Genomic DNA, 21882 nt, shown 5'->3' on the forward strand with positions numbered 1-21882 from the left:
GATCGCATCAACGCAGGCCAGCGATGTAGTCTGCCACGGCCTTGATTTCGCGATCGTTAAGCTTGGCAGCAACCTGCGTCATCTGAATGCTATTGCCGCGCTTGCCGTCACGGAAGGCCGTGAGCTGGGTCGTGGTGTAGTCGGCATGCTGGCCCGCCAGGCGCGGGTACTGGGCTGGAATGCCGGCGCCGTTGGGGCTGTGGCAGCCCGCGCAGGCAGCAATGTTGCGCTCCTGGATGCCGCCGCGGTAGATGCGCTCGCCCATGGCCACCAGGTCCTTGTCCTTGGCAAAGCCGTCCTTGGGCTTTTGCGTGTGCAGCCAGGCGGCGATGTTCTTCATGTCAGGCTCGCTGAGCATGCTGGCAAAGCCCTTCATCACCGGGTCCTTGCGCTTGTCGCCCTTGAACTCCAGCAACTGCTTGACCAGGTACTCGGGATGCTGGCCGGCCAGCTTGGGCTGCAGCGGGATGGTGGAATTGCCGTCGGCCGCATGGCATGCCGCGCAGACGGCGGTGTAGCTGGCCTCGCCCTTCGCCAGGTCGGCCTTGGCCGCCTTCGGCTGTGCCGAGGCAGCAGGTGCCTCGCCAGCGGAGAAAGCGGGAAAGGCGGGGGCTGCAGCAAGAATGGCAGCCGTCAGCAAAGAGGCAAGCAACTTCATATCGAGGGCGTGGTTCTGTTGTTGAAAGCGCAAAATTCGGCGGATTCTACAATGGGGTCCCCTGTGATTGATATCGTCAGGAACCCTGGTTTCGCCACTGCGCACAGAGGAAAACATATTCCTTGATCGTGGTCACAAACTGGCCACGGATTCGGTGCTGAACATATGTTTTTCGCAGCCCAGCATATCGATCTGTGCCAGCGCGGCAATAAGGGCTCTACCCATGTGGCGCGCAATACCACACCCGTGCGCGCCAGATTCCGCTTCCCCGTCGCTTCAACCCGCGCCGAAGCGGCTGTCCGCCTGGCGGCGGAACTCCGAGGGCGTCATGCCCTTGATCTCCAGGAAGCGCCTGTTGAAGTTGGCCACGTTGTTGAAGCCCACCTGGTAGCAGATGTCGGCGATGAAGCTGTCGGTCTGCATGAGCAGGTGGCATGCGCTGTTGATGCGTACACGGCTGACGAAGTCGGTGAAGCTGTTGCCCGTGGCCCGGCGGAAGAAGCGGCTGAAGCGGCTCTCGCTCATGCCCAGCTCGGCCGCCACGTCGGCCAGGCTCAGCGGCTCGCTCACGCGCGCCATGATGCGGTTGACCACCTCGTTGATCTGATCCACCTGAGCCTCGCCCTGGGCGCCCTGCATCTGCACGGCTGACAGCAGCCGGTAATCGGTGCACTCGGCCAGATCGGACAGCAGCGCGCAAAAGGCCGTGAAGCGGCGCATTCCGCGCGCACTCCTGACCGCATCCCAGTGCGCGCGCGCCGTCTGCGCCAAGCCGAAGAACTCGATGCCATGGCGCGCACGGTCCAGCAGTTGAAGCACCTCGCGCATCTCCGGGATCTGCTCAGCCGCACGGGCGATGGGGTCGTGGTTGAAAAGGATCACGTAATCGCGTGCAGGCGAGCCCCCATCGGGCGCATCGAACGAGATCCAGTTGTGCGGCAGGCGCGGGCCGCACAGCACGAGGTGGCCGGGCTCGAAGGGGCCTATCCAGTCTCCCACGAAGGCGCGGCCCGAGGTGTCGGTGATGAGGTGCAGCTCGTACTCCTCATGGAAATGCCAGCGCACCAGGGGGCTTGGGAAACCATGTGCCAGGCAGCGCACCAGGCCGCTGCCCTCCATATCCTCATAGCCCAGCGCGGGCGTTCGCACGAAATCGCGCTCCAGTTCAGGGTGACGCTGGCGGGGTGTGCGGCGGCGTGGGCTGGTCATGGCGGCGTGAAGGTTTCTGGAGAGGCCATGGGCAAACAGTATCACCAGCGGCGGCTATCCACCGCAATGGGCTGCCAGCGCGGCATCGAGTTCCGCGCGCCGGGGCGGCTGGGCACCGGCGCGCGTGCAGTTGAGCGCTGCGGCCGTTGCGGCAAAGCGCAGCACCTGGCGCCACGCGCTCTCGGGCAGTTCCTGCAACTGGCCCGGCTGCTCGACACCCTGCTCCAGCAGCGCAACCGACAGCGCCGCGCCAAAGGTGTCGCCCGCGCCGATGGTATCCACCAGTTGCACGGCCGGCGGCTGCACCGACAAAGGCGCCTGTCCTGCACGCAGCAAGGTCGCGCCGGCCGCTCCGCGCGTGAGCACCACGGCCCGGGGACCCAGCGCCAGCCAGCGCGCGGCGGCCTCCAGCGCCGGAACGCCGGGCGCGATAAAGGCCAGGTCCTCATCGCTGAGCTTGACCAGGTCTGCCTGGGCCAGCCAGCCCAGGCAGTCGCGCCGGAAGGCCTGGGCATCGCGGATCAGCGTGGGCCGCACGTTCGGGTCGAAGACGATGATGCGCCGCCCGCGCTCAGCCGCCACCAGGTCCAGGATGCGCGGCCCGACAGGGGTGTGCAGCAATGCGATGGAGCCGAACTGCAGATAGCGGCATTCGGGCGGCAACTCGGGCAGCTCGGCAGGTGCCCACAGCGTGTCCGCCGTTGCCTGCGTGTAGAAGGCATAGCGGTTGGTGCCTTGCGCATGCTCGACAAAGGCCAGCGTGCTGGGCGCATCGCAGCGCTGCACCAGGCGCATGTCCACGCCGTTGCCCTGCAGGTGCGCGAAAAGGCGCTCGCCGAAGAGATCGCGCGACAGTTGCGAGACAAAGCCCGTGGCCTGCCCGAGCCGCGCGGCGGCCACGGCGCAGTTGGCGGGCGCGCCTCCTTCATGGCCCTGGAAGGCAAGGCCGCCCGTGGCGGTGAAATCGATCAGGGCTTCGCCCGCGATGGCTATGCGCATGCGTTCTACCTCGCTGCCTGTTGGACAAAAGCATGGACACGGTCTGTGGCACGGCGGACCGCCTCCACCAGATGCGGATGGCCCGCGGCCTCACCCCACAAGGGCACTTCGGCACACAGCGCGGCCACGGGGTCGATGGCGGCGCAGATGGCGTGTGCCACTGCGGGGTCCATGGCCTGATCCTGGTAGGCATAGGGCAATGTGTCATGGTGCCAGCGCTGCAGAAAAACCAGGAACAGCGCCGGCAGCATGGCCACGGCATCCATGGACGCGCCCTGCGCGATGCGCTCGCGCACCGTGGGCGCGATGAAGCCCGGGATCTTGGCAAAGCCGTCGGCCGCCACGCGCTGGTTGGTGTCGCGTATCGCAGGGTTGCCGAAGCGTTCCAGCACGGTGTCGCGGTAGGCCGGCAGGTCCAGGGCCGATGCCTTGCCGGGTGTTGCAAGGCAGGGAATCACGTCCTGCGTCACATAGTCCCATGCCATCTGACGTATCGCCGGCACGGCACTGCCTTCGTGGATGAAGCGCAGGCCCGCCAGCGTGCCGGCCCAGGCAATGCAGCTGTGGCTGGCGTTGAGGATGCGGATCTTGGCCTCCTCGTAGGGAGCCACGGAGGGCACCATCTCCACGCCCACGCGCTCCCAGGATGGGCGGCCTGCGACGAAGCGGTCCTCTATCACCCACTGTGAAAAGCTTTCGGCCGTCACGGCGGCCGCATCGTCCCAGCCCGTCGCGGCCTGCACGCGCTCGCGCAGCTCCGGCGGCGGGCGCGGGGTGATGCGGTCGACCATGGCATTCGGGCAGCTGATGTTGTGCTCGGCCCACTCGGCCAGTTCCTGCAGTTGCGCCAGTTGCATGAAGGCCAGCAGGCCGGCCAACAGGCGATCGCCGTTGTGGCGCAGGTTGTCGCAGCTCAGCAGTGTGACCGGGCCGGCATGTGCACAGCGGCGCAACTGCAGGATGGCGCACAGCACGCCATAGATCGTCTCTCCGACCTGCCCCTGGCGCATGCGGCCGATGTCGGCTGCAAGCTCCGGGCTGCCGGTGTCCAGCACGCCGCTGCCATCGAGGTAGTAGCCAGCCTCGGTCACGGTGAGGGAGATGACACGTGTGCAGGGGCTGGCTCCGCGCGCAATCACGGCGGCCAGCCCGGGCGCATGGGGGATCACTTCGCGCAGGGCCTCGATGCGTTGGTAGCGCACCGATCCGCCAGGCGCAATCGTCTCCAGTGTGTAAGCCCCTCCCTGGCGCGCCAGCGCCTCCAGCGTCTGCGCCATGTCGGAGCGCAGGTTGGCCCCCACCAGCTCCCATTGCGTGTCCCCTGCATCGATCAGCCGCTGTTGATAGGCGGCCTGGTGCGCACGGTGAAAGGAACCCAGGCCCAGGTGCAGCACCGTGGGTCTGGAAAGATGCGGAACAATCGCGTTCATGGTGACCAGAGGGAGATGAGGAAGAAAGGATGACTGCGCCGGGCAGCCTCTCGGAGCGAAGCGCTCAGGCGCCTGCCAGCGTGCGTCCCTGGCGGTCGAACAGGTGCAGTGCGCAGCCGGTGTCCAGCGCGACGGACACCGCGTCGCCCACGGCCAGCGGCGTGCGCTCGGCCTGGCGCGCGATGAGCTGCGCACCGCCCACGCTGACATGGATCAGCGTGTCGGCACCCAAGGCCTCGATCAGGTCCACGCGGCCCATGACCTGTCTCTGTGCAGCGGCATCGGGTGCGACCTGCGCTCTGGCCACGCGCAAGGCCTCGGGGCGTATGCCCAGCGTGCCGTCGGCGGGCAGGCGGCCCTGCGTGGCCCCGGAGAACACGGGCAGTGCCCCGGCGGCGATCAGGTTCATCGATGGCATGCCGATGAACTGCGCAACGAACTGGTTGGCCGGATGGTCGTAGAGCGCCAGGGGTGCACCCACCTGTTCGATGCAGCCATCGCGCAACACCACCACGCGGTCGGCCAGGGTCATGGCCTCGACCTGGTCATGGGTGACATAGATGGTGGTGGCGCCCAGCGCCTTGTGCAGCTTGTGGATTTCCACCCGCGTGTTGCCGCGCAGAGCCGCATCGAGGTTGGACAGCGGCTCGTCGAACAGGAACACCTTGGGCGCACGCACGATGGCCCGGCCTATGGCCACGCGCTGGCGCTGGCCGCCCGACAGGTCGCGCGGCTTGCGTTCCAGATAGGGCGTGAGGTTGAGCGTCTCGGCCGCCTGCCCGACCTTTCGGCGTATCTCCTCTTTCGGCACGCCGGCCAGGCGCAGCGCGAAGGACATGTTGTCGTACACGCTCATGTGCGGATACAGCGCATAGCTCTGGAACACCATTGCCAGGTCGCGCTCGCCCGAGGGCGCATGCGTGATGTCGCGCCCGTCGAGCAGCAACTGCCCCGAAGTGATGCTCTCCAGCCCGGCGATCAGGCGCAGCAGCGTGGACTTGCCGCAGCCCGAAGGCCCGACGAAGACGATGAATTCGCCGCGCTCGATGGCGAGGTCCACGCCGCGGATGATCTGCGCCTCTCCGAAGCGCTTGCGTATGTCCTGAAGTTGCAGATAGGCCATGGTTTTCCTCGTGCAGCACAAAGCCGCGAAATGGATGCCGGACGGCTACTTGACGGCGCCAAAGGTCATGCCCTGCACCAGTTGCTTCTGGCTGAACCAGCCAAACACCACGATGGGGGCGATGGCGATCAGCGAAGCGGCCGAGAGCTTGGCCCAGAACAGCCCTTCGGGGCTGGCATACGAGGCGATCAGCGTGGCCAGCGTGCCGGCCCGGGCGCTGCTCAGGTTCAGCGACCAGAAGGCCTCGTTCCAGCTCAGCACCAGGCACAGCAGCCCGGTGGAGGCAATGCCGCCCACCGCCAGCGGCAGCACCACATGGCGGAACTCGGCCCACAGGCCTGCGCCATCCATGCGCGCCGCTTCCAGGATCTCGTTGGGGATGTCCTTGAGCGCGCTGTAGAGCATCCAGACCATGATGGGCAGGTTGGACAGCGTGAAGACGATGACCAGCACGGTGAGCGAATCCAGCAAGCCCGCCCCTTGCGCCAGCACATAGATGGGCAGCAGGGCCCCCACGGCCGGCATCATCTTGGTCGAGAGCATCCACATGAGCACGTCGCGCGTGTGGCGGCTGCGGAAGAACGCCATGGAGTAGGCAGCAGGCACGGCGATGGCCAGGCCGATCAGGGTCGAGGCCAGGCTGGTGATCAGCGAATTGCGCGCATACAGCAGGTAGTCGCTGCGCTGCTGCACTTCGCCGAAGTTGGCCAGCGTGGGCTCGAACACGAACAGCGGCGGTACGGCAATGGCCTGCAGTTCCGTCTTGAAGGCCGTCAGGAACAGCCAGGCCAGCGGAAAGAACAGCAGCAGTGCCACGGCCCATGCGGCAGCGGCGCGCACCAGGGTGGAGGAACTTGTTTTCATCATGCCCTCAGTCCAGGCTCTTGCCGACGATGCGGATCAGGAAGAGGGAGACGATGTTGGCCAGCACCACGGCAAACAGTGCACCGGCCGAGGCCACGCCCACGTCGAAGTTCATCAGCGACTGCTTGTAGATCAGGTAGGTCAGGTTGGTGCTCTCGTTGCCGGGCCCGCCCGCCGTGGTGATGGCGATCTCGGCGAACACGCTGAGCAGGAAGATCATCTCGATCATCACCACCACCGCCATGGGCCGCGCCAGATGGGGCAGCGTGAGGTAGTAAAAGCGCTGCAGGGCGTTGGCGCCATCCATGCGCGCCGCCTCCATCTGTTCTCGGTCCAGCGACTGCAGCGAGGTGATGAAGATCAGGCAGGCGAAGGGCAGCCATTGCCAGGACACCATGACGATGACGGACAGCAGCGGCATCTCGGTGAGCCAGTCCACGGGCTGCAGTCCGACGGCCCTCCACAGGCTGGCCAGCACGCCATAGATCGGGTTCATCATCATGTGCTTCCACAGCAGCGCATTGACCGTGGACATCACGAAGAACGGCGAGATCAGCATCACCCGCACGATGCCGCGCCCCGGAAACGGCTCGTTGATCAGCAAAGCGATCAGCACGCCCAGCACCAGGGTGATCAGAACCACGCTGGCCAGGAAGTTCAGCGTGTTCCACACGGCGGGCAGGAAGTCCGGATCGGTGATGAAGAAGACGTAGTTGTCCCAGCCGGCGAAGCGGTGCTCGCCCGGCTGCATGAGGTTGTAGTTGACGAGCGAGAAATAAATCGTCATCAACAAGGGCACGAGCATCCAGCACAGCAGCACGGCCACGGCGGGCGCCATCAGGGCGCGGGGCAGCAGGCGCCTGGCGGACGCTGCCCTGTCGGGAGTCCTATCGGCCCTCATTTGTAGTAGCCGCTTTTCCTCATCTCGCGTTCGGCCAGCGTCTGCGAGGTACTGAGTGCCTGCTCCACCGTGACCTTGCCCGACAGTGCGGCGCTCATCTGCTGGCCCACTGCAATGCCAATGGCCTGGAACTCTGGAATCGCGACGTACTGCACGCCGGCATAGGGCGACTTGGGCTCGGTCGCATCGGTAAGGCTCACGCTGTCGATGGCCCGCTTCTCGGCTGCGGCAAAGCCCGCCACCTTCTGGAACTCGGCATTGGCATAGGTGGACTGGCGCGTTCCTGTGGGCACGGCACGCCAGCCGTGCTCCTGCGCGACCAACTGCACATACTCCCTGGAGGTGGCCCACTTCACGAAGACCTGGGCCGCATCGGCCTTCTTCGAGCTGGAGGGAATGGCCAGGTTCCAGGTCCACAGCCAGGTCGATCCCTTGGGCGTGCTGGCCATGGGTGCGGCCGCATAGGCCACCTTGTCGGCCACCTTGGATTGCTTGGGGTCGCTCACGAAGGAGGCGGCGATGCTCGCATCCACCCAGGCGCCGCACTTGCCCTCGTTGAACAGCGCCAGGTTCTCATTGAAGCTGTTGGCCGAGGCGCCCGGGGGGCCATAGGCCTTCATCAGGTCCACATAGAAACCCACGGCCTTCTTCCAGGCGGGTGTATCGATCTGCGGCTTCCACTGCATGTCGAACCATTGGCCGCCGAAGGTATTGGCCATGGTGGTGATCAGGGCCATGTTGTCCCCCCAGCCCGGCTTGCCGCGCAGGCAGATGCCGTAGACCCCGGCCTTGGGATCGTGGACCTTGGAGGCGAACTCCCGGACCTGCTCCCAGGTGGGCTTGTCCGGCATCTGAAAACCCGCCTTGTCGGCCAGGTCCTTGCGGTACATGAGCATGGAGCCTTCGCCATAGAAGGGCGAGGCATAGAGCTTGCCTTCGTAGGACAGGCCTTCGCGGATGGTGGGCAGCAAATCGGCCGCGTCATAGGCGGCATCGGTGGCAATGGGCTGCAGCCAGCCCTTCTTCGACCAGATCGGCACCTCGTAGATGCCCACGGTCATCACATCGAACTGGCCGCCCTTGGTGGCGATGTCGGTGGTCACGCGCTGGCGCAGCACGCCTTCTTCCAGCGTCACCCATTTGAGCGTGATGTCGGGGTGGGCCTTCTCGAACCGGGGGGTGAGCTTTTGCATCTCGATCATGTGGCCGTTGTTCACGGTGGCGATCACGAGTTCGGTGCCGGCGAGTGCGCCCACTGCGGCAGTGGCCATGGCCCATGTGAGGCTGGCCTTGAGCAAGCTGTGCATTTTTGTCTCCTTGTTCCCTGGTCTTCGAATGCTGGATCACCGCGCCTCCCATCCCGGCTGCGGATGAGGCATTGTGGCGACGGCCTCGTGCCTGGACTGGTACGACAGATGCGCCTTTCGATACTTTTATGCGCAGCCAAGCCGGTGATATCCCTTAGCCGATGCATCAAACCATTTGCCGCTGCTGCGGTGCGTCCCGAACTCCTAGAATTCCGCTCATCCGCATCTCCGAGGCAGACCATGGCCGTGCAGCGCATCCCTGTTCCACCGAGTGCACTCGGCGAGTCCCCCTTCTGGCACCCGCAGGAACACCGGCTCTACTGGTGCGATATCCAGGACCGGCACATCCATTCCTGGGAGCCCGCCACAGGCCTGCACCGCAGCTGGGCCACGCCCAGCGAACCGGGCTGCTGCGCTCCCACGGACCGGGGCCGCATCGTGGTGGGGCTGCGCGACGGCTTCGGCCTGCTGGACACCGCCACGGGACACACCGAAATGATCGCCCGCCTGGACCATGATCCGCAGCAGCTGCGGCTCAACGACGGGCGCTGCGACCGCGCCGGGCGGCTGTGGGCGGGGTCACTGTTCTCGCCCAAGACGGCGCCCGATGCCGCGCTGTGGTGCCTTCGCGCGGACGGCGCCGGAGGCTACGCCGTTCAGCGCATGGCAGGCGACTGCACCACGGCCAATGGCCTGGCCTTCAGCCCCGATGACGACTGGATGTACTGGGCAGACACGCCAGCCCACCGCATAGACCGCTTTGCCTTCGACCTGGACTCCGGCACGCTGGGCACGCGCTCTCTGTGGAAGGCCTTCGCCCCCAAGGCCGAGGGCAGGCTCTATGGCGGCCGCCCCGACGGCGCCAGCGTCGACGTCCGGGGCAACTACTGGGTGGCCATGTACGAAGGCGGCTGCGTGCTGCAACTGAGTCCCGAGGGCGATGTGCTGCAGCGCCTGGACACGCCCGTGCGCTGCCCCACCATGGTCTGCTTTGGGGGGGAGGACCTGCGCACGCTGTACATCACCTCGGCCGGACACGGCCGGCCCGATCCGGAGCGATCGGCGCAGGTGCCTGCCGGCGCACTGATGGAGTGCCGTGTCGATGTGCCGGGCCTGCCGGTGAACAGCTTCCACGAAGCCTGAGCCTGCACAACCCCGGCAACGTGTTGCCAGGGGCATCAGGCCCGCATGCGCTGCAGCAGTCCTGCGGTCGATGCATCGAGCTGCGCCACATCGCCGCTGGCCAGGCGCTGCTGCAGGTCCCTCGCCAGCAGCTTGCCCAGTTCCACCCCCCACTGGTCGAAGCTGTTGAGGCCCCACAGCGCGCCCGCCACGAACACGCGGTGCTCCTGCAAGGCGATCAGCGCACCCAGCGCCGCCGGCGTGAGCGCATCCAGCAGTACGAAGGTACTGGGCCGGTTGCCCGGGAAGTGGCGATGGCCATCATCGCAGGAACGCCCCTGCATCAAGGCCTGGGCCTGGGCCAGGGCGTTGGCCAGCAGTTGCTCATGGTGGCCCTGCAGGCCGTGCGACGGCCGCTGCACGGCGATGATCTCCAGCGGCACGATGTCCGTCCCCTGGTGCAGCATCTGGAAGAAGGCATGCTGCCCATCCGTACCAGGCTCGCCCCAGAGCACGGGGGCTGAGCCCAGCGCCAGCGGCCGGCCCTGGCGGTCCACGCGCTTGCCATTGCTCTCCATCTCCAGTTGCTGCAGATAGGCCGGCAGGCGCCGCAGGCCTGCGTGGTAGGGCGCAATGCAGCGGCTGGCAAAGCCCAGCAGATTGCGGTTCCAGACATCGAGCAGGCCCAGGCGCACGGGCAGGTTGGCCTGCAGCGGTGCCGTGCGGAAATGGTGGTCCATGGCATGCGCGCCAGCCAGCAGGTCGCGGAATGCCGCAGCTCCCACGGCGAGGGCCACGGGCAGCCCGATCGCCGACCACAGCGAATAGCGCCCGCCCACCCAGTCCCAGAAACCGAAAGTGGTGGTGATGCCCATCTGCGCAGCCGCCGAGGCATTGGTCGTCAGCGCCACGAAATGCCGCGCCACATCTTCACCGCCCTGCGCATGGAACCATTGCAGTGCGCTGCGCGCATTGGTCAGCGTCTCCTGCGTGTTGAAGACCTTGGAGGCCACGATGAACAGCGTGCTGCGCGGCTGCAGCCCATCGAGCACCGATTGCAGCTCATGCCCATCCACGTTGGAGACGAAGTGCATGCGCCGCCGTGCATCGCACATTCCCTGCAGCGCCTGCACGGCCATCTGCTGCCCCAGGCCCGATCCGCCGATGCCCATGCACACCACATCGGTGATGCCGGCATCGGCCCTCACGCGCTCGGCATAGGCCAGCATGGCATCCAGCGTTTCGTGCACCTGGGCCAGGGCCCATGCAAGGCCCGGCGGCGACTCGCCGCGCGGGCAGCGCAGCAGCGCATGCAGCACGGCGCGGCCCTCGCTGCCGTTGACGTGCTCGCCGGCGAACATGGCATCGCGCTGCTGCTCCACTGCGCACTCGCGCGCCAGACGCAACAGCAGCGCCTCGGCCGGGGCATCCCAGAGGTTCTTGGACAGGTCTGCAAAACAGTGTGGCGCCTCCTGGCTGAAGTGCGCGAACCGGCCGGGATCATCGGCAAAGGCGTGGCGCAGATCGAAGCCCTTGCGCAGGGCCAAGGCATGGTGGTGCAGTGCAGGCCAGACAGTGGCATGGTCGCAGCGCGGGGGCTGGGGAATGACGGACAGCATGGGATGAAAGTAATCTGATTACCAAATCGACAACACATCTCTGGAACAAAACCTCAATACCTTCCTATAATTTATCCGATTCTTCAAAATTTTGGTAACCAAGTTACCAAAAAATAGACACATCAACTTGTGGAGACAGCATGGGTTTCGATCTGGTTTTGTTCGGTGGCACGGGTGATCTCGCATGGCGCAAGCTGATGCCCGCGCTGTTCCAGGCGTTCCGCCACGGCACCCTCCCCGAGGGGGGACGCATCCTGTGCGTGGGTCGCGATGATCTGAGTGACGACCAGTACCGCGCTCTCATCCAGGGCCGCTTCGAAAAGGTGGAACTGTCCAAGCGCCCCAGTCCGGAGGAGTTCTCGCGTTTCGCGGCCTTGCTGCACTACCTGCGCATGGACCTGTCGCAACCCGCCGACTACGAGCGCCTGGCCACGGCGCTGAACACGCGCGGTGCCGAGACGGTGGTGATGTACCTGGCCACTGCGCCCAGCCTGTTCACCACGGTCTGCGAGCAGATCGCCGCCGTGGGCCTGAATGGCCCGCAGACGCGCGTGGTGCTGGAAAAGCCGCTGGGCCACGACCTGGCCTCCAACCAGGCCATCAACGCCACGCTGCGCAAGGTCCTGCGCGAAGAGCAGGTGTTTCGCATAGACCACTACCTGGGCAAGCCCTCGGTCCAGAACCTGCTGGCACTGCGCTTCGGCAACGCACTGTTCGAGCCGCTGTGGCGGCGCGAGACCATTGCCAACATCCAGATCACCATTGCCGAGGAACTGGGCGTGGAAAGCCGGGGCGCCTTCTACGACCAGACCGGCGCGCTGCGCGACATGGTGCAAAACCATGCCCTGCAACTGCTGTGCGCCATCGGCATGGAGCCGCCGATCAACGCCTCGGCCCACGCCATCCGCGACGAAAAGCTCAAGGTGCTGCAGTCGCTCAAGCCCTGGACGCCGGAAACCCTGAGCCAGCACGTGGTGCGCGGCCAGTATCTGGCCGGCGCCAGCCAGGGCCAGCCCGTGCCCGCCTACCAGCAAGAGAAAGGCGTGGCGGCCGGCAGCCAGACCGAGACCTTCGTCGCCCTGCGCACCGAGATCTGCAACTGGCGCTGGGCCGGCGTGCCCTTCTACATCCGCACCGGCAAGCGGCTGGCAGGACGGGATGCGCGCATCGTCGTGAACTTCCGGCCCGTGCCCCATCCCATCTTCCGCTCGCCCCTGTCCGAAGCCAACCGGCTGGTCATCAACCTGCAGCCCAAGGACGGCCTGGAGCTGCATCTGCTGGCCCAGGGCGCCACCCAGCAGCAGGCCGAGCCTTCGCTGGCTCCCGTGCACCTGAACCTGGACTTCGACCAGCGTTTCGGCGCCAAGCGCGTGGGCGCCTACGAACGCCTGCTGCTGGACGTGATCGCCGGGCGGCTGAACCTGTTCGTGCGCAGCGACGAGCAGGAACAGGCCTGGCGCTGGGTGGAACCCATACTGCAGCACTGGCGCAACGATCTCTCGGGGCCGCGCGGCTATGCGGCTGGCGGCTGGGGGCCCAGCGCGGCCAGCGCGATGATTGCGCGGGATGGGTTTTGTTGGAGCGAGGAGGTTTAGGCACCCCCTGAGGCGCTTCGCGCCTTCCCCCTCTCTACTCGCTACGCGAGGGAGGGGAACGACGCCCTCGCCGCGAGGCGGCTCTTGCTCGGCGTCTCTCGCCTGACAGCGCCAGCTTCCTGCGCCGCGCCTGCATATGGTTCCACGCAGTTGGCATATGGCCCGTGAGAAACGCTGGATCATGGGGGAACCTACAATGAGGCCCCGAGAGACTGACCACACCATGAATCCTGCTGCGCCGGCTGCCGATGCCGCCCCCACTTCCTCCCTGATCGATCCCAAGCTCGCCATGGGATGGATGCACACGACGCGCTTTTTGACGACGGCTGCGCAACTGCACCATCTTCCCAAAGTCGATGTGCCCGAGATCGCGTTCGTGGGCCGCTCCAATGCCGGCAAGTCCACCTGCATCAACACGCTGACGCAGCAAAAGCAGCTGGCCTTCGCCTCGAAGAAGCCCGGCCGCACGCAGCACATCAACCTGTTCTCCCTGGGCAAGCAGGGCGTGACCGACGCCGTGCTGGCCGATCTGCCCGGCTACGGCTACGCCGCCGTGTCGCGCACGGACAAGCAGCGCTGGCAGCGCGTGATGCTGAACTATCTGGTCAGCCGCGAGAGCCTGACGGGCATCGTGCTGCTGTGCGATCCGCGACTGGGCCTGACCGAACTCGACGAAGCCTTGCTCGATGCCCTGCGCCCGCGCGTGCAGGAGGGCCTGAAGTTCCTCGTGCTGCTGACCAAGGCCGACAAGCTCACGCGCGCCGAGCAGGCCAAGGTGCTGTCCATCACGCGGCTCAATGCCGGCGGTGGCGAGGTGCGCATGTTCTCCGCGCTGAAGAAGCAGGGTGTGGACGAGGTGGCCCAGCTGCTGTGGCACTGGAGCCATCCCGAAGGGCTGGCCCAGCCGGCCGCTGCTGCACCGCAGGCGGACGTCGCAGCCGCGACGCCCGGCGAGAGCGACAGCCCCCAAGATTAGCGCCCGGAGGCGCTCGTGTAGCCAGCGCCCCGCAAGGAGCGCAACATGGTGACCACCTGCATTCGTGAGCTGCCTCACGGCATCCATCTGCACTGCCGCGTCAGCGGCGAACCCGGCCGGCCGTTGCTGCTGTTCCTGCACGGCTTTCCCGAGGGCAGCTTCATCTGGGAAGGCATGCTGGAGCAGTTCGGCACGCAATGGCGTTGCGTCGCCCCCGATCTGCGGGGCTTTGGCCATTCCAGCCAGCCCGCCGGCGTGGAGCAGTACAAGGCCAAGCACCTGCTGCAGGATCTGGCGGCGCTGATCGCCATCGAAAGCCCTGGCGCACCCGCAGCCTGCGTGATCGCCCACGACTGGGGCGGTGCCCTGGCCTGGGGTCTGGCCAATCGCCATCCCGGGCTGATGCAGCGGCTGATGATCCTCAACGCCCCGCATCCAGGCGCCTTTCTGCGCGAGTTGCTGGACAACCCCGTGCAGCAGGCCGCAAGCCAGTACATGCATTTCCTGCGCCGCCCCGACGCGCCCGCCCTGCTGGCCGACAACGGCTGGCAGCGCATGCTGGGATTTTTCCGCACACCGCAGGGCGAGTTGCCCGGATGGCTCACGCCGCAGTTGAAGCAGCGCTACCGCGAGCACTGGGACCTGGGCGTGCAAGGCTCCTGCCACTACTACGGCGCCAGTCCCCTGGTGCCGCCCCGGCCCGAAGATCCGGACTCAGCCGACGCACTGCGCAACCTGAGGCTGCCGCCCGAGATGCTGGACATCGGCGTGCCCACGCATGTGCTCTGGGGCGACAGCGACCCGGCGCTGCAGCCTGCCTTGGTCGAAGGTCTGGAGCCGTGGGTGCCGCGCCTGACGGTGCAGCACCTGGCAGGCACTTCGCACTGGGTCGTGCACGAGCAGCCCGATGCGGTGCGGCAAGCGCTGGAGCAGTTCCTGTCCCGCCCCGTTCAGTAGACCGAAAGCTCGCCCTCGGGCCGGGTCTTGAAGCGCCTGTGCACCCAGTAGTACTGGTCGGGCATGGTGCGAATCGCCGCTTCCAACTCGCGGTTCATGCGTGCCGTGTCGGCCTCGGCATCGTCGGTGGGAAAGTCCGTCCAGGCCGGCGTGATCTCGGCCACGTAGCCCGTGGGCGTCATGCGCGTATACATGCCCAGCACCTTGGCCCGGCCCAGGCGTGCAAAGCGCGACAGCGAGGGGATGGTGGCCGCGTTCACGCCGAAGAAGGGCACGAAGACCGAGTCGTTGCGGCCGAAGTCCATGTCGGGCAAAAGGTACAGCAGCCCGCCCTTGCGCAGGCTGGAGATAATGGGCTTGACCCCGTCGGCGCGGTTGAGCATGCGCACGTCGCCAAAGCGCTGGCGCCCCGACATGAACCACTCATCGACCGCAGGGTCCGGGTGGGTGGAGAAAATCGAGGTGAAGGGCCGCGTGGTGTGCAGCGGCAGCGCCAGGCCACCCGCGTCCATGCTGTAGAAATGCGGCGCGAACAGGATGGTGGGCGTATCGCCGTCGAGCTCATGCACGGCGCCCTGCAGCTTCACGCGCTCGGCCACCACCTCGCGCGGCGCGGCCCACAGCCAGCTGCGGTCCAGCCAGGTCTGGCAAAAAACGATGAAGTTGCTGCGCGCCAGCTCCACGCGCTGCGCCTCGGTCAGCTCTGGAAAGCACAGTTCCAGATTGCGCAGCGCCACCTTGCGGCGCGGCGCCGCCAGCACGAACAGCACACGCCCCAGAAACGCACCCAGCCCCCGCAGCCACGGCAGCGGCATCCAAGCCAGCGACCGCATCAGCCACACGCCGATGCGCCCGCTCATGCACCCACCTCGCCGGCAGCTGCTTCACGGCGCGGCTGCTTGTAGCGCGCATAGCCCCACAGGTACTGCTGCGGGCATTGGCGGATGGTGTGTTCCATCGCCTCGTTGATCTGCTGCACCGCAGCTTCCAGATTCTCGGACAAGGGCACGGGCAACTCCTCAAGATACAGCGCATAGCCCCGCCCCCAGGACAAGCGCTCACAACGGGCCACGATCACCGCGGCCCCCGTCTGCAACGCCAGGCGCGCCGCCAGCGTCATCGTATAGGCATCACGGCCGAAGAACGGCGACCAGACGCCCTGCCCCTCGGGCGGAACCTGGTCTGGCAGCAGCCCCACAGCCGCGCCCTTGCGCAGCGCCTTGATCATCTGGCGCACGCCAGCCAGCGTGGTAGGCACAGCCTGCACGCCGGGGCGGTTGCGCGCCGTCTCCATGACGCGGGCCAGCCAGGGCTGGCGCGCGGGGCGGTAGAGAATGGTGATCTCGCCATGCTCGGCCGACCATTGCCGCGCTGCATGCTGCACCGACAGCTCGAAGCAGCCCAGATGCGGCGTCAGAAAGATGATGCCGCGCCCGGCCGCGTAGGCCCGGCGCACGCATTCCTCGTTGAGCATCTCGCAGCTCGGCTGCCTGCCCATCCACATGCGCGGCAGCTCCGCCACCATGCGCCCCGCGTGTCCCACGGCCGGCGCCACGGCGCCGAGGCCGTAGCCGGCCTGCCGGGCGTTGGCCAGAAAGCGGCGCCGGTACGTGGCCGAAGCGGCGAACGCCACCCAGCCCATCAGCGCGCCAAGGGGGTGCAATAGCCACAAAGGCAGTGCAGCAAACAGTCGGAACAGGGATGGCATTAAAATGATGGGTGTCGCTGAGTTAACTGAGCAACTTGCAGAGCGACGTTAAACAATTTCTGCTAAAGCGTTCGCCAGAGCTCCTGCAGCTTGGGCAGCGCCCAGCAAAAAAGCTGCAACCAAGGAGTTTATTCATATGGCGAACGATTTTCTTTTCACCTCGGAATCCGTCTCTGAAGGCCATCCGGACAAGGTGGCTGACCAGATCTCTGACGCGATCCTGGACGCCATTTTCGCCCAAGACCCGTACAGCCGCGTTGCGGCCGAGACGCTGACCAACACGGGTCTGGTGGTTTTGGCAGGTGAGATCACCACCGGCGCAAACGTCGACTACATCCAGGTCGCACGCGACACCATCAAGCGCATCGGCTACGACAACACCGACTACGGCATCGACTACAAGGGCTGCGCCGTGCTCGTGGCCTACGACAAGCAAAGCCAGGACATCGCCCAGGGCGTGGACAAGGCCAGCGATGACGAGCTCAACACCGGCGCCGGCGACCAGGGCCTGATGTTCGGCTACGCCTGCGACGAGACGCCCGAGCTGATGCCCGCGCCCATCTACTACGCGCACCGCCTCGTCGAGCGACAGGCCCAGCTGCGCAAGGACGGCCGTCTGCCCTTCCTGCGCCCCGACGCCAAGAGCCAGGTGACCATGCGCTATGTGGACGGCAAGCCCCACAGCATCGACACCGTGGTGCTGTCCACCCAGCACAGCCCCGACCAGTCGGAAACCGCCACCAAGATGAAGGCCAGCTTCACCGAAGCCATCATCGAGGAAATCATCAAGCCCGTGCTGCCCTCCGAGTGGCTGCAGGACACCAAGTACCTGATCAACCCCACGGGACGCTTCGTTGTCGGCGGCCCCCAGGGCGATTGCGGCCTGACCGGCCGCAAGATCATCGTCGACACCTACGGCGGTGCCTGCCCCCATGGTGGCGGCGCCTTCAGCGGCAAGGACCCGACCAAGGTGGACCGCAGCGCCGCCTACGCCGCGCGCTACGTGGCCAAGAACATCGTGGCCGCCGGCCTGGCACGCCAGTGCCAGATCCAGGTGGCCTACGCCATCGGCGTGGCACGCCCGATGAACATCACGGTCTACACCGAAGGCACGGGCGTCATCCCCGACGCCGAGATCGCCAAGCTGGTGGCCGCCCACTTTGACCTGCGTCCCAAGGGCATCATCCAGATGCTGGACCTGCTGCGCCCCATCTACAGCAAGACCGCCGCCTACGGCCACTTCGGCCGTGAAGAGCCCGAATTCACCTGGGAGCGGACGGACAAGGCAGCCGTGCTGCGCGCTGCAGCCGGCCTGTAAGCAAAATGCCAGGGGCGCTCGTGCGCCCATCTAACGGATGGCCTTTGGCCCCATGTTGCGCTGTGCCGCACATGGGGCTTTTTTCATCGCAGGCCTTCTCGCAATACTCGCACCAAACTGGCGCAACAGGCAAAGTAATCGGGTTTAACGGCCGATAAACTGACTGCACCTTTCCACAAGAGAGGCAATCTGCAAGGCAACCTCAAGCTCTGCCACATCCAAGACAAGACAAGGCAAAAAGCGATGGCTGCCTCCTACAAAGCGATTTACTGCTTCAGTGCCCTTCTTGCGCTGGCCATATTGGGGGTTTATCTGCCCGGCCTGAACAACGGGCTGCTGTTTGACGATATGCGTCTGGCGGATGCAACCATTTTCGGCAACTACGGCAGCCTGCTGGACTTCAAACAGCGCACGCTGTCGTATGGCAGCTTCGTCTGGATCGAGCAGATTTTCGGAGCCGGCTGGTGGAAGCAGCGTGCCTTCAATATCGCCTTGCATCTCGCAACCGTGACGGCTCTGTATGCCCTGTTCAAAGCCCTGCTGACGCATACCCGCTTTCCGCAGGACATTGAGGAGCAGCCCCACTTCCGCGCGTCGCGCGATGCAGCCCTGCAGTTGGGCCTGATCCTTTTTGCACTGAACCCTGTCGCGGTCTACGCCGTTGGATACCTAGTGCAGCGCTCCATCGTCATGGCAACGCTGTTCGCGGTGCTGGCATGCTGGGCCTTTGTGCGCGGGCTTCAGAGCGGGCGCGCCCTGTGGCATGTCGCGGCATTCATCTGCTATGTGCTTGCCGTACTGTCCAAGGAGCATGCTTTTCTGACAGTCGCCATGGTGGTGCCGCTCTATATCTTTGTGCGGCGCCCCGGCCTGAAGGCTGCCATGGTCATTGTGGGCATGGCCTTGCTGCTGCTGGCCGTTGCCTCGGCGGCAGTCTTTCATTTCTTCGGCAGTCTGGTGGGCCAGATTTTCGATGAGCAATCCCAGGGCTATGCAAGGCAATTGGAAGCCCTTCAACCCGGCATCACCTCTCGGATCTATCCCCTGAGCATCCTCAATGAAGCCGCCCTGTTTTTTGCCTACGGCTTTCTGTGGATCGTTCCCTATGCGGGCTGGATGTCCATCGATCTGCGACCGGCATTTCCTCTCGGCTTCGGCTCGATCTGGCACCTAGCCGGCGCGCTCGGTTACCTGGCCCTGCTGGCCTGCTCAATCTGGGCCGTGCTCAGGCGTCCCGGTGTCATTGGCCTGGTCGCGCTCTGCCTCCTGTTTCCCCTGCTCTGGTATGCGACCGAATTCGCCACGGTCTGGCTGCAGGACCCCTTCGTTCTATATCGCAGCTATCTGTGGGCTGTGGCCATCCCGGGATTGGCGGCCATTGCGCTGACGGGGGTCAAACCACGCACCATCTACATCGCCGGCATCGTCATCGGCGTGGTGTTCGGAGCCCTCGCTTTCGAACGCGTGCTCTCTCTTCAGGATGTAGGCACATCCTGGGCCGATGCTGTCGAAAAAATCGACAAAAAAGCCCCCGCCAATGCCGTGGGACGCGGCCGTGCCTTCCTGAACGTCGGAACGGCACATGCAGACAAGGGCATGCTCGACCAGGCGCTGCAGGACTTCGCCACGGCCAACGCCCTTGGAGACTTGGGAGGCAATGCACTGTTCAATATGGGTGCCGTTCTGTCCCAGCAAAAGAAATTTGCCGAGGCGATGAATGCCTTCTGGGCGGCAGAGGCCAAGGGTTTCAAGGGCCAGGCCCTGAATTACCAGAAAGCCGAAGCGCTTTTGGCCATGGGCCAGCCTAGTGAAGCGCTCAAGGAATACACCATCGCGCTCACCGCTCCGGCGGAAGACCCCGAAAACGCCAAGCAGATGGAGCAAACCTTGCGCCTCAAGCGCGCGGAAACTGCCATCGCTGCTCAGCAATATCAAGTGGCTGTTGACGATTTTCAGATTCTGCTGAATGCCTCGCCCGATCTACCACGCCTGATCGTCGGGCTGGGCCTGGCCCTTGTTGGCAAGGGAGAAAGTGTCAGAGCCAAGGAGTTGCTGACACCGTTGGTCGCTCGAAACCCCAGTGCACCCGCGCTGTACGGGCTTGCAATGGCCTACCACGGTCAAGGAAACATGGCGGAAGCGCTGAAGTACCTCGACCAAGCCATTCGTCGGGAGCCTCAGAATCCTCAATACAGGCAAATCCGCAGCCAGCTCAATCCGCAACCAACGGCCAAACCTCAGGCTGCGAAGTAGAAACCTTCCGCCATGGCTTTGCGCATACTCCACGTCGGCAAATTCTTCCCGCCCTATCGGGGCGGCATGGAGGTCTTTCTTGCCGACTTGATCCAGGAGCAGCGGTCTCAGGGCATAGATGCCCATGCCCTGGTCCATGGTGATCCGGAGCCAGATGATCCCCTCTGGCTGGAACGCGTGCCGGTTCAATTCAATCTGGTCTACGCCCCCATGGCCATCGGATTCCGGCGCGCACTGGGCCGCGCCATCGAACGCATTCAGCCCGACGTACTGCACCTGCACCTGCCCAACAACTCGGCGCTATGGGCCCTCACCTTGCCGATAGCCAGGCGCGTTCCCTGGGTCATTCACTGGCACTCCGATGTGGTGGTTTCCAACATCAAGTGGTCCGTGGCCCTGGCCTACATGCTATACAGGCCGTTCGAACAGGCCCTGCTGGAGCGCGCTCAGCAGGTGTTTGCCACGTCGCCGCCCTATCTTGAGGCCAGCAATGCCCTGCGCACCTGGCGCAGCAAATGCGAGATCGTTCCGCTGGGCCTGAACCTCGAAACCATTCCTGAACCAGCACCGCTGCAACACGGTCAAGGCTGGCGGCCCGACACCCGGTTGCGCCTGTTGTCCATAGGACGGTTGACGTACTACAAAGGCTTCGAGACCCTGATCCTAGCCGCCTCGGCCATGCCCGGCGTGGAACTGCTGATTGCGGGAGAAGGCGAACTACGTGCATCCCTGGAAAACCTGATACGCCAACGCACTCCCGAGGGCAGACAGGCCTGTGTGCGACTGGTGGGCTCGGTGTCAGACGAGGAAAAACATGCCTTGTTTGCAGAGTGCGACATCTTCTGCCTTGCCTCACGCGAACGCACGGAAGCTTTCGGCATCGTGTTGCTGGAGGCCATGCTGCACGCCAAACCCTGCCTGGTCACAGACCTTCCCGGTTCCGGCATGCCCTGGGTGGTCGGCCATGCCCACGCCGGCCTGCATGTGCCCTTTGAAGACATCGATGCCTGGCGCAGCAGCATTGCTCGCCTGCAGCACGACAAAGAGCTGAGGCAGCGACTGGGCCAATCAGGCCACAAGGCCTTGCATCGGTTTTTCAGCATTGGCCCCTGTGAGCGCAGTGTGGCGCGTCACTATCGCAGCCTGGCACCCGACAACCGCCCGGCCAGAGTGGGCCAGGACCTGCTGGTCGTCATTTCCACGCGCAACAACGAGGCCGAAATAACCCATCTCATCCGCAGGGTCCATGCCCTGGTCGATGCAACCGTGCTTGTCGTGGACAACCGCAGCACCGATGCCACCTGCCATGAAGCCGAGCAATGCGGCGCCCGGGTGCTGCGCCCTTTGCTGGCCATGACCAATTGGGGCAGTTTGCAGACAGGATTGCGCTATGCGCAGACCCATGGCTTCCAGACCGTCGTCACCATCGACGCCGAGGGCCGCTACGAGGTGGAGGAACTTCCCGCACTTCTGGCCATGCGCCAGAAGGCAGACATGGTCGTTGCCTACTTTGCTGAACAAAACAGCCTTGCGCGCCGCATCGCGTGGCAATGGTTTCGCTGGTTGACGGGTTTGGGCCTGCGCGATTTTGTGTCCGGGTTCCGGTTGTACAACCGTCCAGCATTGGAGGTAGCAGCCTCTACGGAGGCCACGATGCTTGACTATCAAGACATCGGCGCGCTGCTGCTTATGCGCAGACAGGGACTACAGGTTGCAGAGGTTGCACTGCCACTACATACTGCAAAAATCAATCGGTCGAAAATCTTCAGATCATGGGGCAATGCAGTGAGATATGTAGCTGTATCTTCATTACTGAGTATTGCACATGGCAGGGATACGTGAA

At 65.0% G+C, this 21882-nt stretch carries 18 protein-coding genes; 7 read left to right on the forward strand and 11 right to left on the reverse strand.

Going from position 1 to position 21882, the window contains the following annotated elements; translation table 11 throughout:
* Positions 1 to 7 precede the first annotated feature (7 nt).
* The 8 genes from BO996_RS26430 to BO996_RS26465 form a co-directional block, all read right to left on the reverse strand.
* Positions 8 to 658, reverse strand: a complete 651-nt coding sequence (locus BO996_RS26430; RefSeq protein WP_034397008.1) for a c-type cytochrome — start codon at positions 656 to 658, stop codon at positions 8 to 10.
* A 276-nt stretch (positions 659 to 934) separates the two neighbouring features.
* Positions 935 to 1867: an AraC family transcriptional regulator gene (locus tag BO996_RS26435; RefSeq protein ID WP_016450966.1), complete on the reverse strand. Its 933-nt coding sequence runs from the start codon at positions 1865 to 1867 to the stop codon at positions 935 to 937.
* A 54-nt stretch (positions 1868 to 1921) separates the two neighbouring features.
* Positions 1922 to 2866 carry a carbohydrate kinase family protein gene (locus BO996_RS26440; protein WP_071956768.1) on the reverse strand — a complete coding sequence of 315 codons (945 nt, stop codon included), beginning with the start codon at positions 2864 to 2866 and terminating at the stop codon, positions 1922 to 1924.
* A 5-nt stretch (positions 2867 to 2871) separates the two neighbouring features.
* Positions 2872 to 4296 (reverse strand): D-arabinitol 4-dehydrogenase, encoded by a 1425-nt coding sequence (gene dalD / locus BO996_RS26445; protein WP_071956769.1) that lies wholly within the window; start codon positions 4294 to 4296, stop codon positions 2872 to 2874.
* Between the two features lie 64 nt (positions 4297 to 4360).
* The gene (locus BO996_RS26450; protein ID WP_063328283.1) at positions 4361 to 5419 is read right to left on the reverse strand and encodes an ABC transporter ATP-binding protein; all 1059 of its coding nucleotides are present in this window, start codon (positions 5417 to 5419) and stop codon (positions 4361 to 4363) included.
* Between the two features lie 45 nt (positions 5420 to 5464).
* Positions 5465 to 6283, reverse strand: a complete 819-nt coding sequence (locus BO996_RS26455; protein WP_012207392.1) for a carbohydrate ABC transporter permease — start codon at positions 6281 to 6283, stop codon at positions 5465 to 5467.
* Positions 6284 to 6290: 7 nt separating this feature from the next.
* Complete coding sequence (locus tag BO996_RS26460; protein WP_071956770.1) at positions 6291 to 7184, reverse strand: carbohydrate ABC transporter permease; 894 nt, start codon at positions 7182 to 7184, stop codon at positions 6291 to 6293.
* On the reverse strand, positions 7181 to 8491 hold the full coding sequence (locus BO996_RS26465; RefSeq protein ID WP_071956771.1) for an ABC transporter substrate-binding protein: 1311 nt from the start codon (positions 8489 to 8491) through the stop codon (positions 7181 to 7183). Before BO996_RS26465 ends, BO996_RS26460 begins: the two co-directional genes overlap by 4 nt.
* 240 nt (positions 8492 to 8731) lie before the next feature.
* On the opposite strand from BO996_RS26465, the gene BO996_RS26470 reads away from it, so the two are divergent.
* Entirely contained in the window at positions 8732 to 9634 is a 903-nt protein-coding gene (locus tag BO996_RS26470) for an SMP-30/gluconolactonase/LRE family protein (RefSeq protein ID WP_071956772.1), read from the forward strand.
* A gap of 35 nt (positions 9635 to 9669) precedes the next feature.
* Here the strand turns inward: BO996_RS26470 and pgi are convergent, their stop codons facing one another.
* Positions 9670 to 11232: a glucose-6-phosphate isomerase gene (gene pgi / locus BO996_RS26475; protein ID WP_071956773.1), complete on the reverse strand. Its 1563-nt coding sequence runs from the start codon at positions 11230 to 11232 to the stop codon at positions 9670 to 9672.
* 140 nt (positions 11233 to 11372) lie between these two features.
* Here pgi and zwf point away from each other — a divergent pair, with 140 nt between their 5' ends.
* The 3 genes from zwf to BO996_RS26490 all read left to right on the forward strand — a co-directional run bounded on the left by zwf (position 11373) and on the right by BO996_RS26490 (position 14760).
* Complete coding sequence (gene zwf, locus BO996_RS26480; RefSeq protein WP_071956774.1) at positions 11373 to 12827, forward strand: glucose-6-phosphate dehydrogenase; 1455 nt, start codon at positions 11373 to 11375, stop codon at positions 12825 to 12827.
* Positions 12828 to 13050: 223 nt separating this feature from the next.
* Complete coding sequence (yihA, locus tag BO996_RS26485; protein WP_013800744.1) at positions 13051 to 13803, forward strand: ribosome biogenesis GTP-binding protein YihA/YsxC; 753 nt, start codon at positions 13051 to 13053, stop codon at positions 13801 to 13803.
* A gap of 45 nt (positions 13804 to 13848) precedes the next feature.
* On the forward strand, positions 13849 to 14760 hold the full coding sequence (locus BO996_RS26490; RefSeq protein ID WP_071956775.1) for an alpha/beta fold hydrolase: 912 nt from the start codon (positions 13849 to 13851) through the stop codon (positions 14758 to 14760).
* Here the strand turns inward: BO996_RS26490 and BO996_RS26495 are convergent.
* Together BO996_RS26495 and BO996_RS26500 are read right to left on the reverse strand one after the other, a co-directional pair.
* On the reverse strand, positions 14754 to 15620 hold the full coding sequence (locus BO996_RS26495) for a lysophospholipid acyltransferase family protein (RefSeq protein WP_071956776.1): 867 nt from the start codon (positions 15618 to 15620) through the stop codon (positions 14754 to 14756). The genes BO996_RS26490 and BO996_RS26495 overlap by 7 nt on opposite strands.
* Complete coding sequence (locus tag BO996_RS26500) at positions 15617 to 16468, reverse strand: lysophospholipid acyltransferase family protein (RefSeq protein ID WP_071956777.1); 852 nt, start codon at positions 16466 to 16468, stop codon at positions 15617 to 15619. The genes BO996_RS26495 and BO996_RS26500 overlap by 4 nt, the downstream gene beginning before the upstream one ends.
* 136 nt (positions 16469 to 16604) lie before the next feature.
* Here BO996_RS26500 and metK point away from each other — a divergent pair, with 136 nt between their 5' ends.
* The 3 genes from metK to BO996_RS26515 all read left to right on the forward strand — a co-directional run bounded on the left by metK (position 16605) and on the right by BO996_RS26515 (position 21881).
* A complete protein-coding gene (gene metK, locus BO996_RS26505) occupies positions 16605 to 17786 on the forward strand; it encodes a methionine adenosyltransferase (protein ID WP_012207402.1) in 1182 nt (393 codons plus the stop codon).
* A 243-nt stretch (positions 17787 to 18029) separates the two neighbouring features.
* Positions 18030 to 20039 carry a tetratricopeptide repeat protein gene (locus BO996_RS26510; protein ID WP_071956778.1) on the forward strand — a complete coding sequence of 670 codons (2010 nt, stop codon included), beginning with the start codon at positions 18030 to 18032 and terminating at the stop codon, positions 20037 to 20039.
* Between the two features lie 12 nt (positions 20040 to 20051).
* Positions 20052 to 21881, forward strand: coding sequence for a glycosyltransferase (locus tag BO996_RS26515; RefSeq protein WP_071956779.1), 1830 nt, complete (start codon positions 20052 to 20054; stop codon positions 21879 to 21881).
* Position 21882: the final 1 nt, after the last annotated feature.

It is taken from the genome of Delftia sp. HK171 (assembly GCF_001886655.1).
Lineage (GTDB): Bacteria > Pseudomonadota > Gammaproteobacteria > Burkholderiales > Burkholderiaceae_C > Comamonas > Comamonas acidovorans.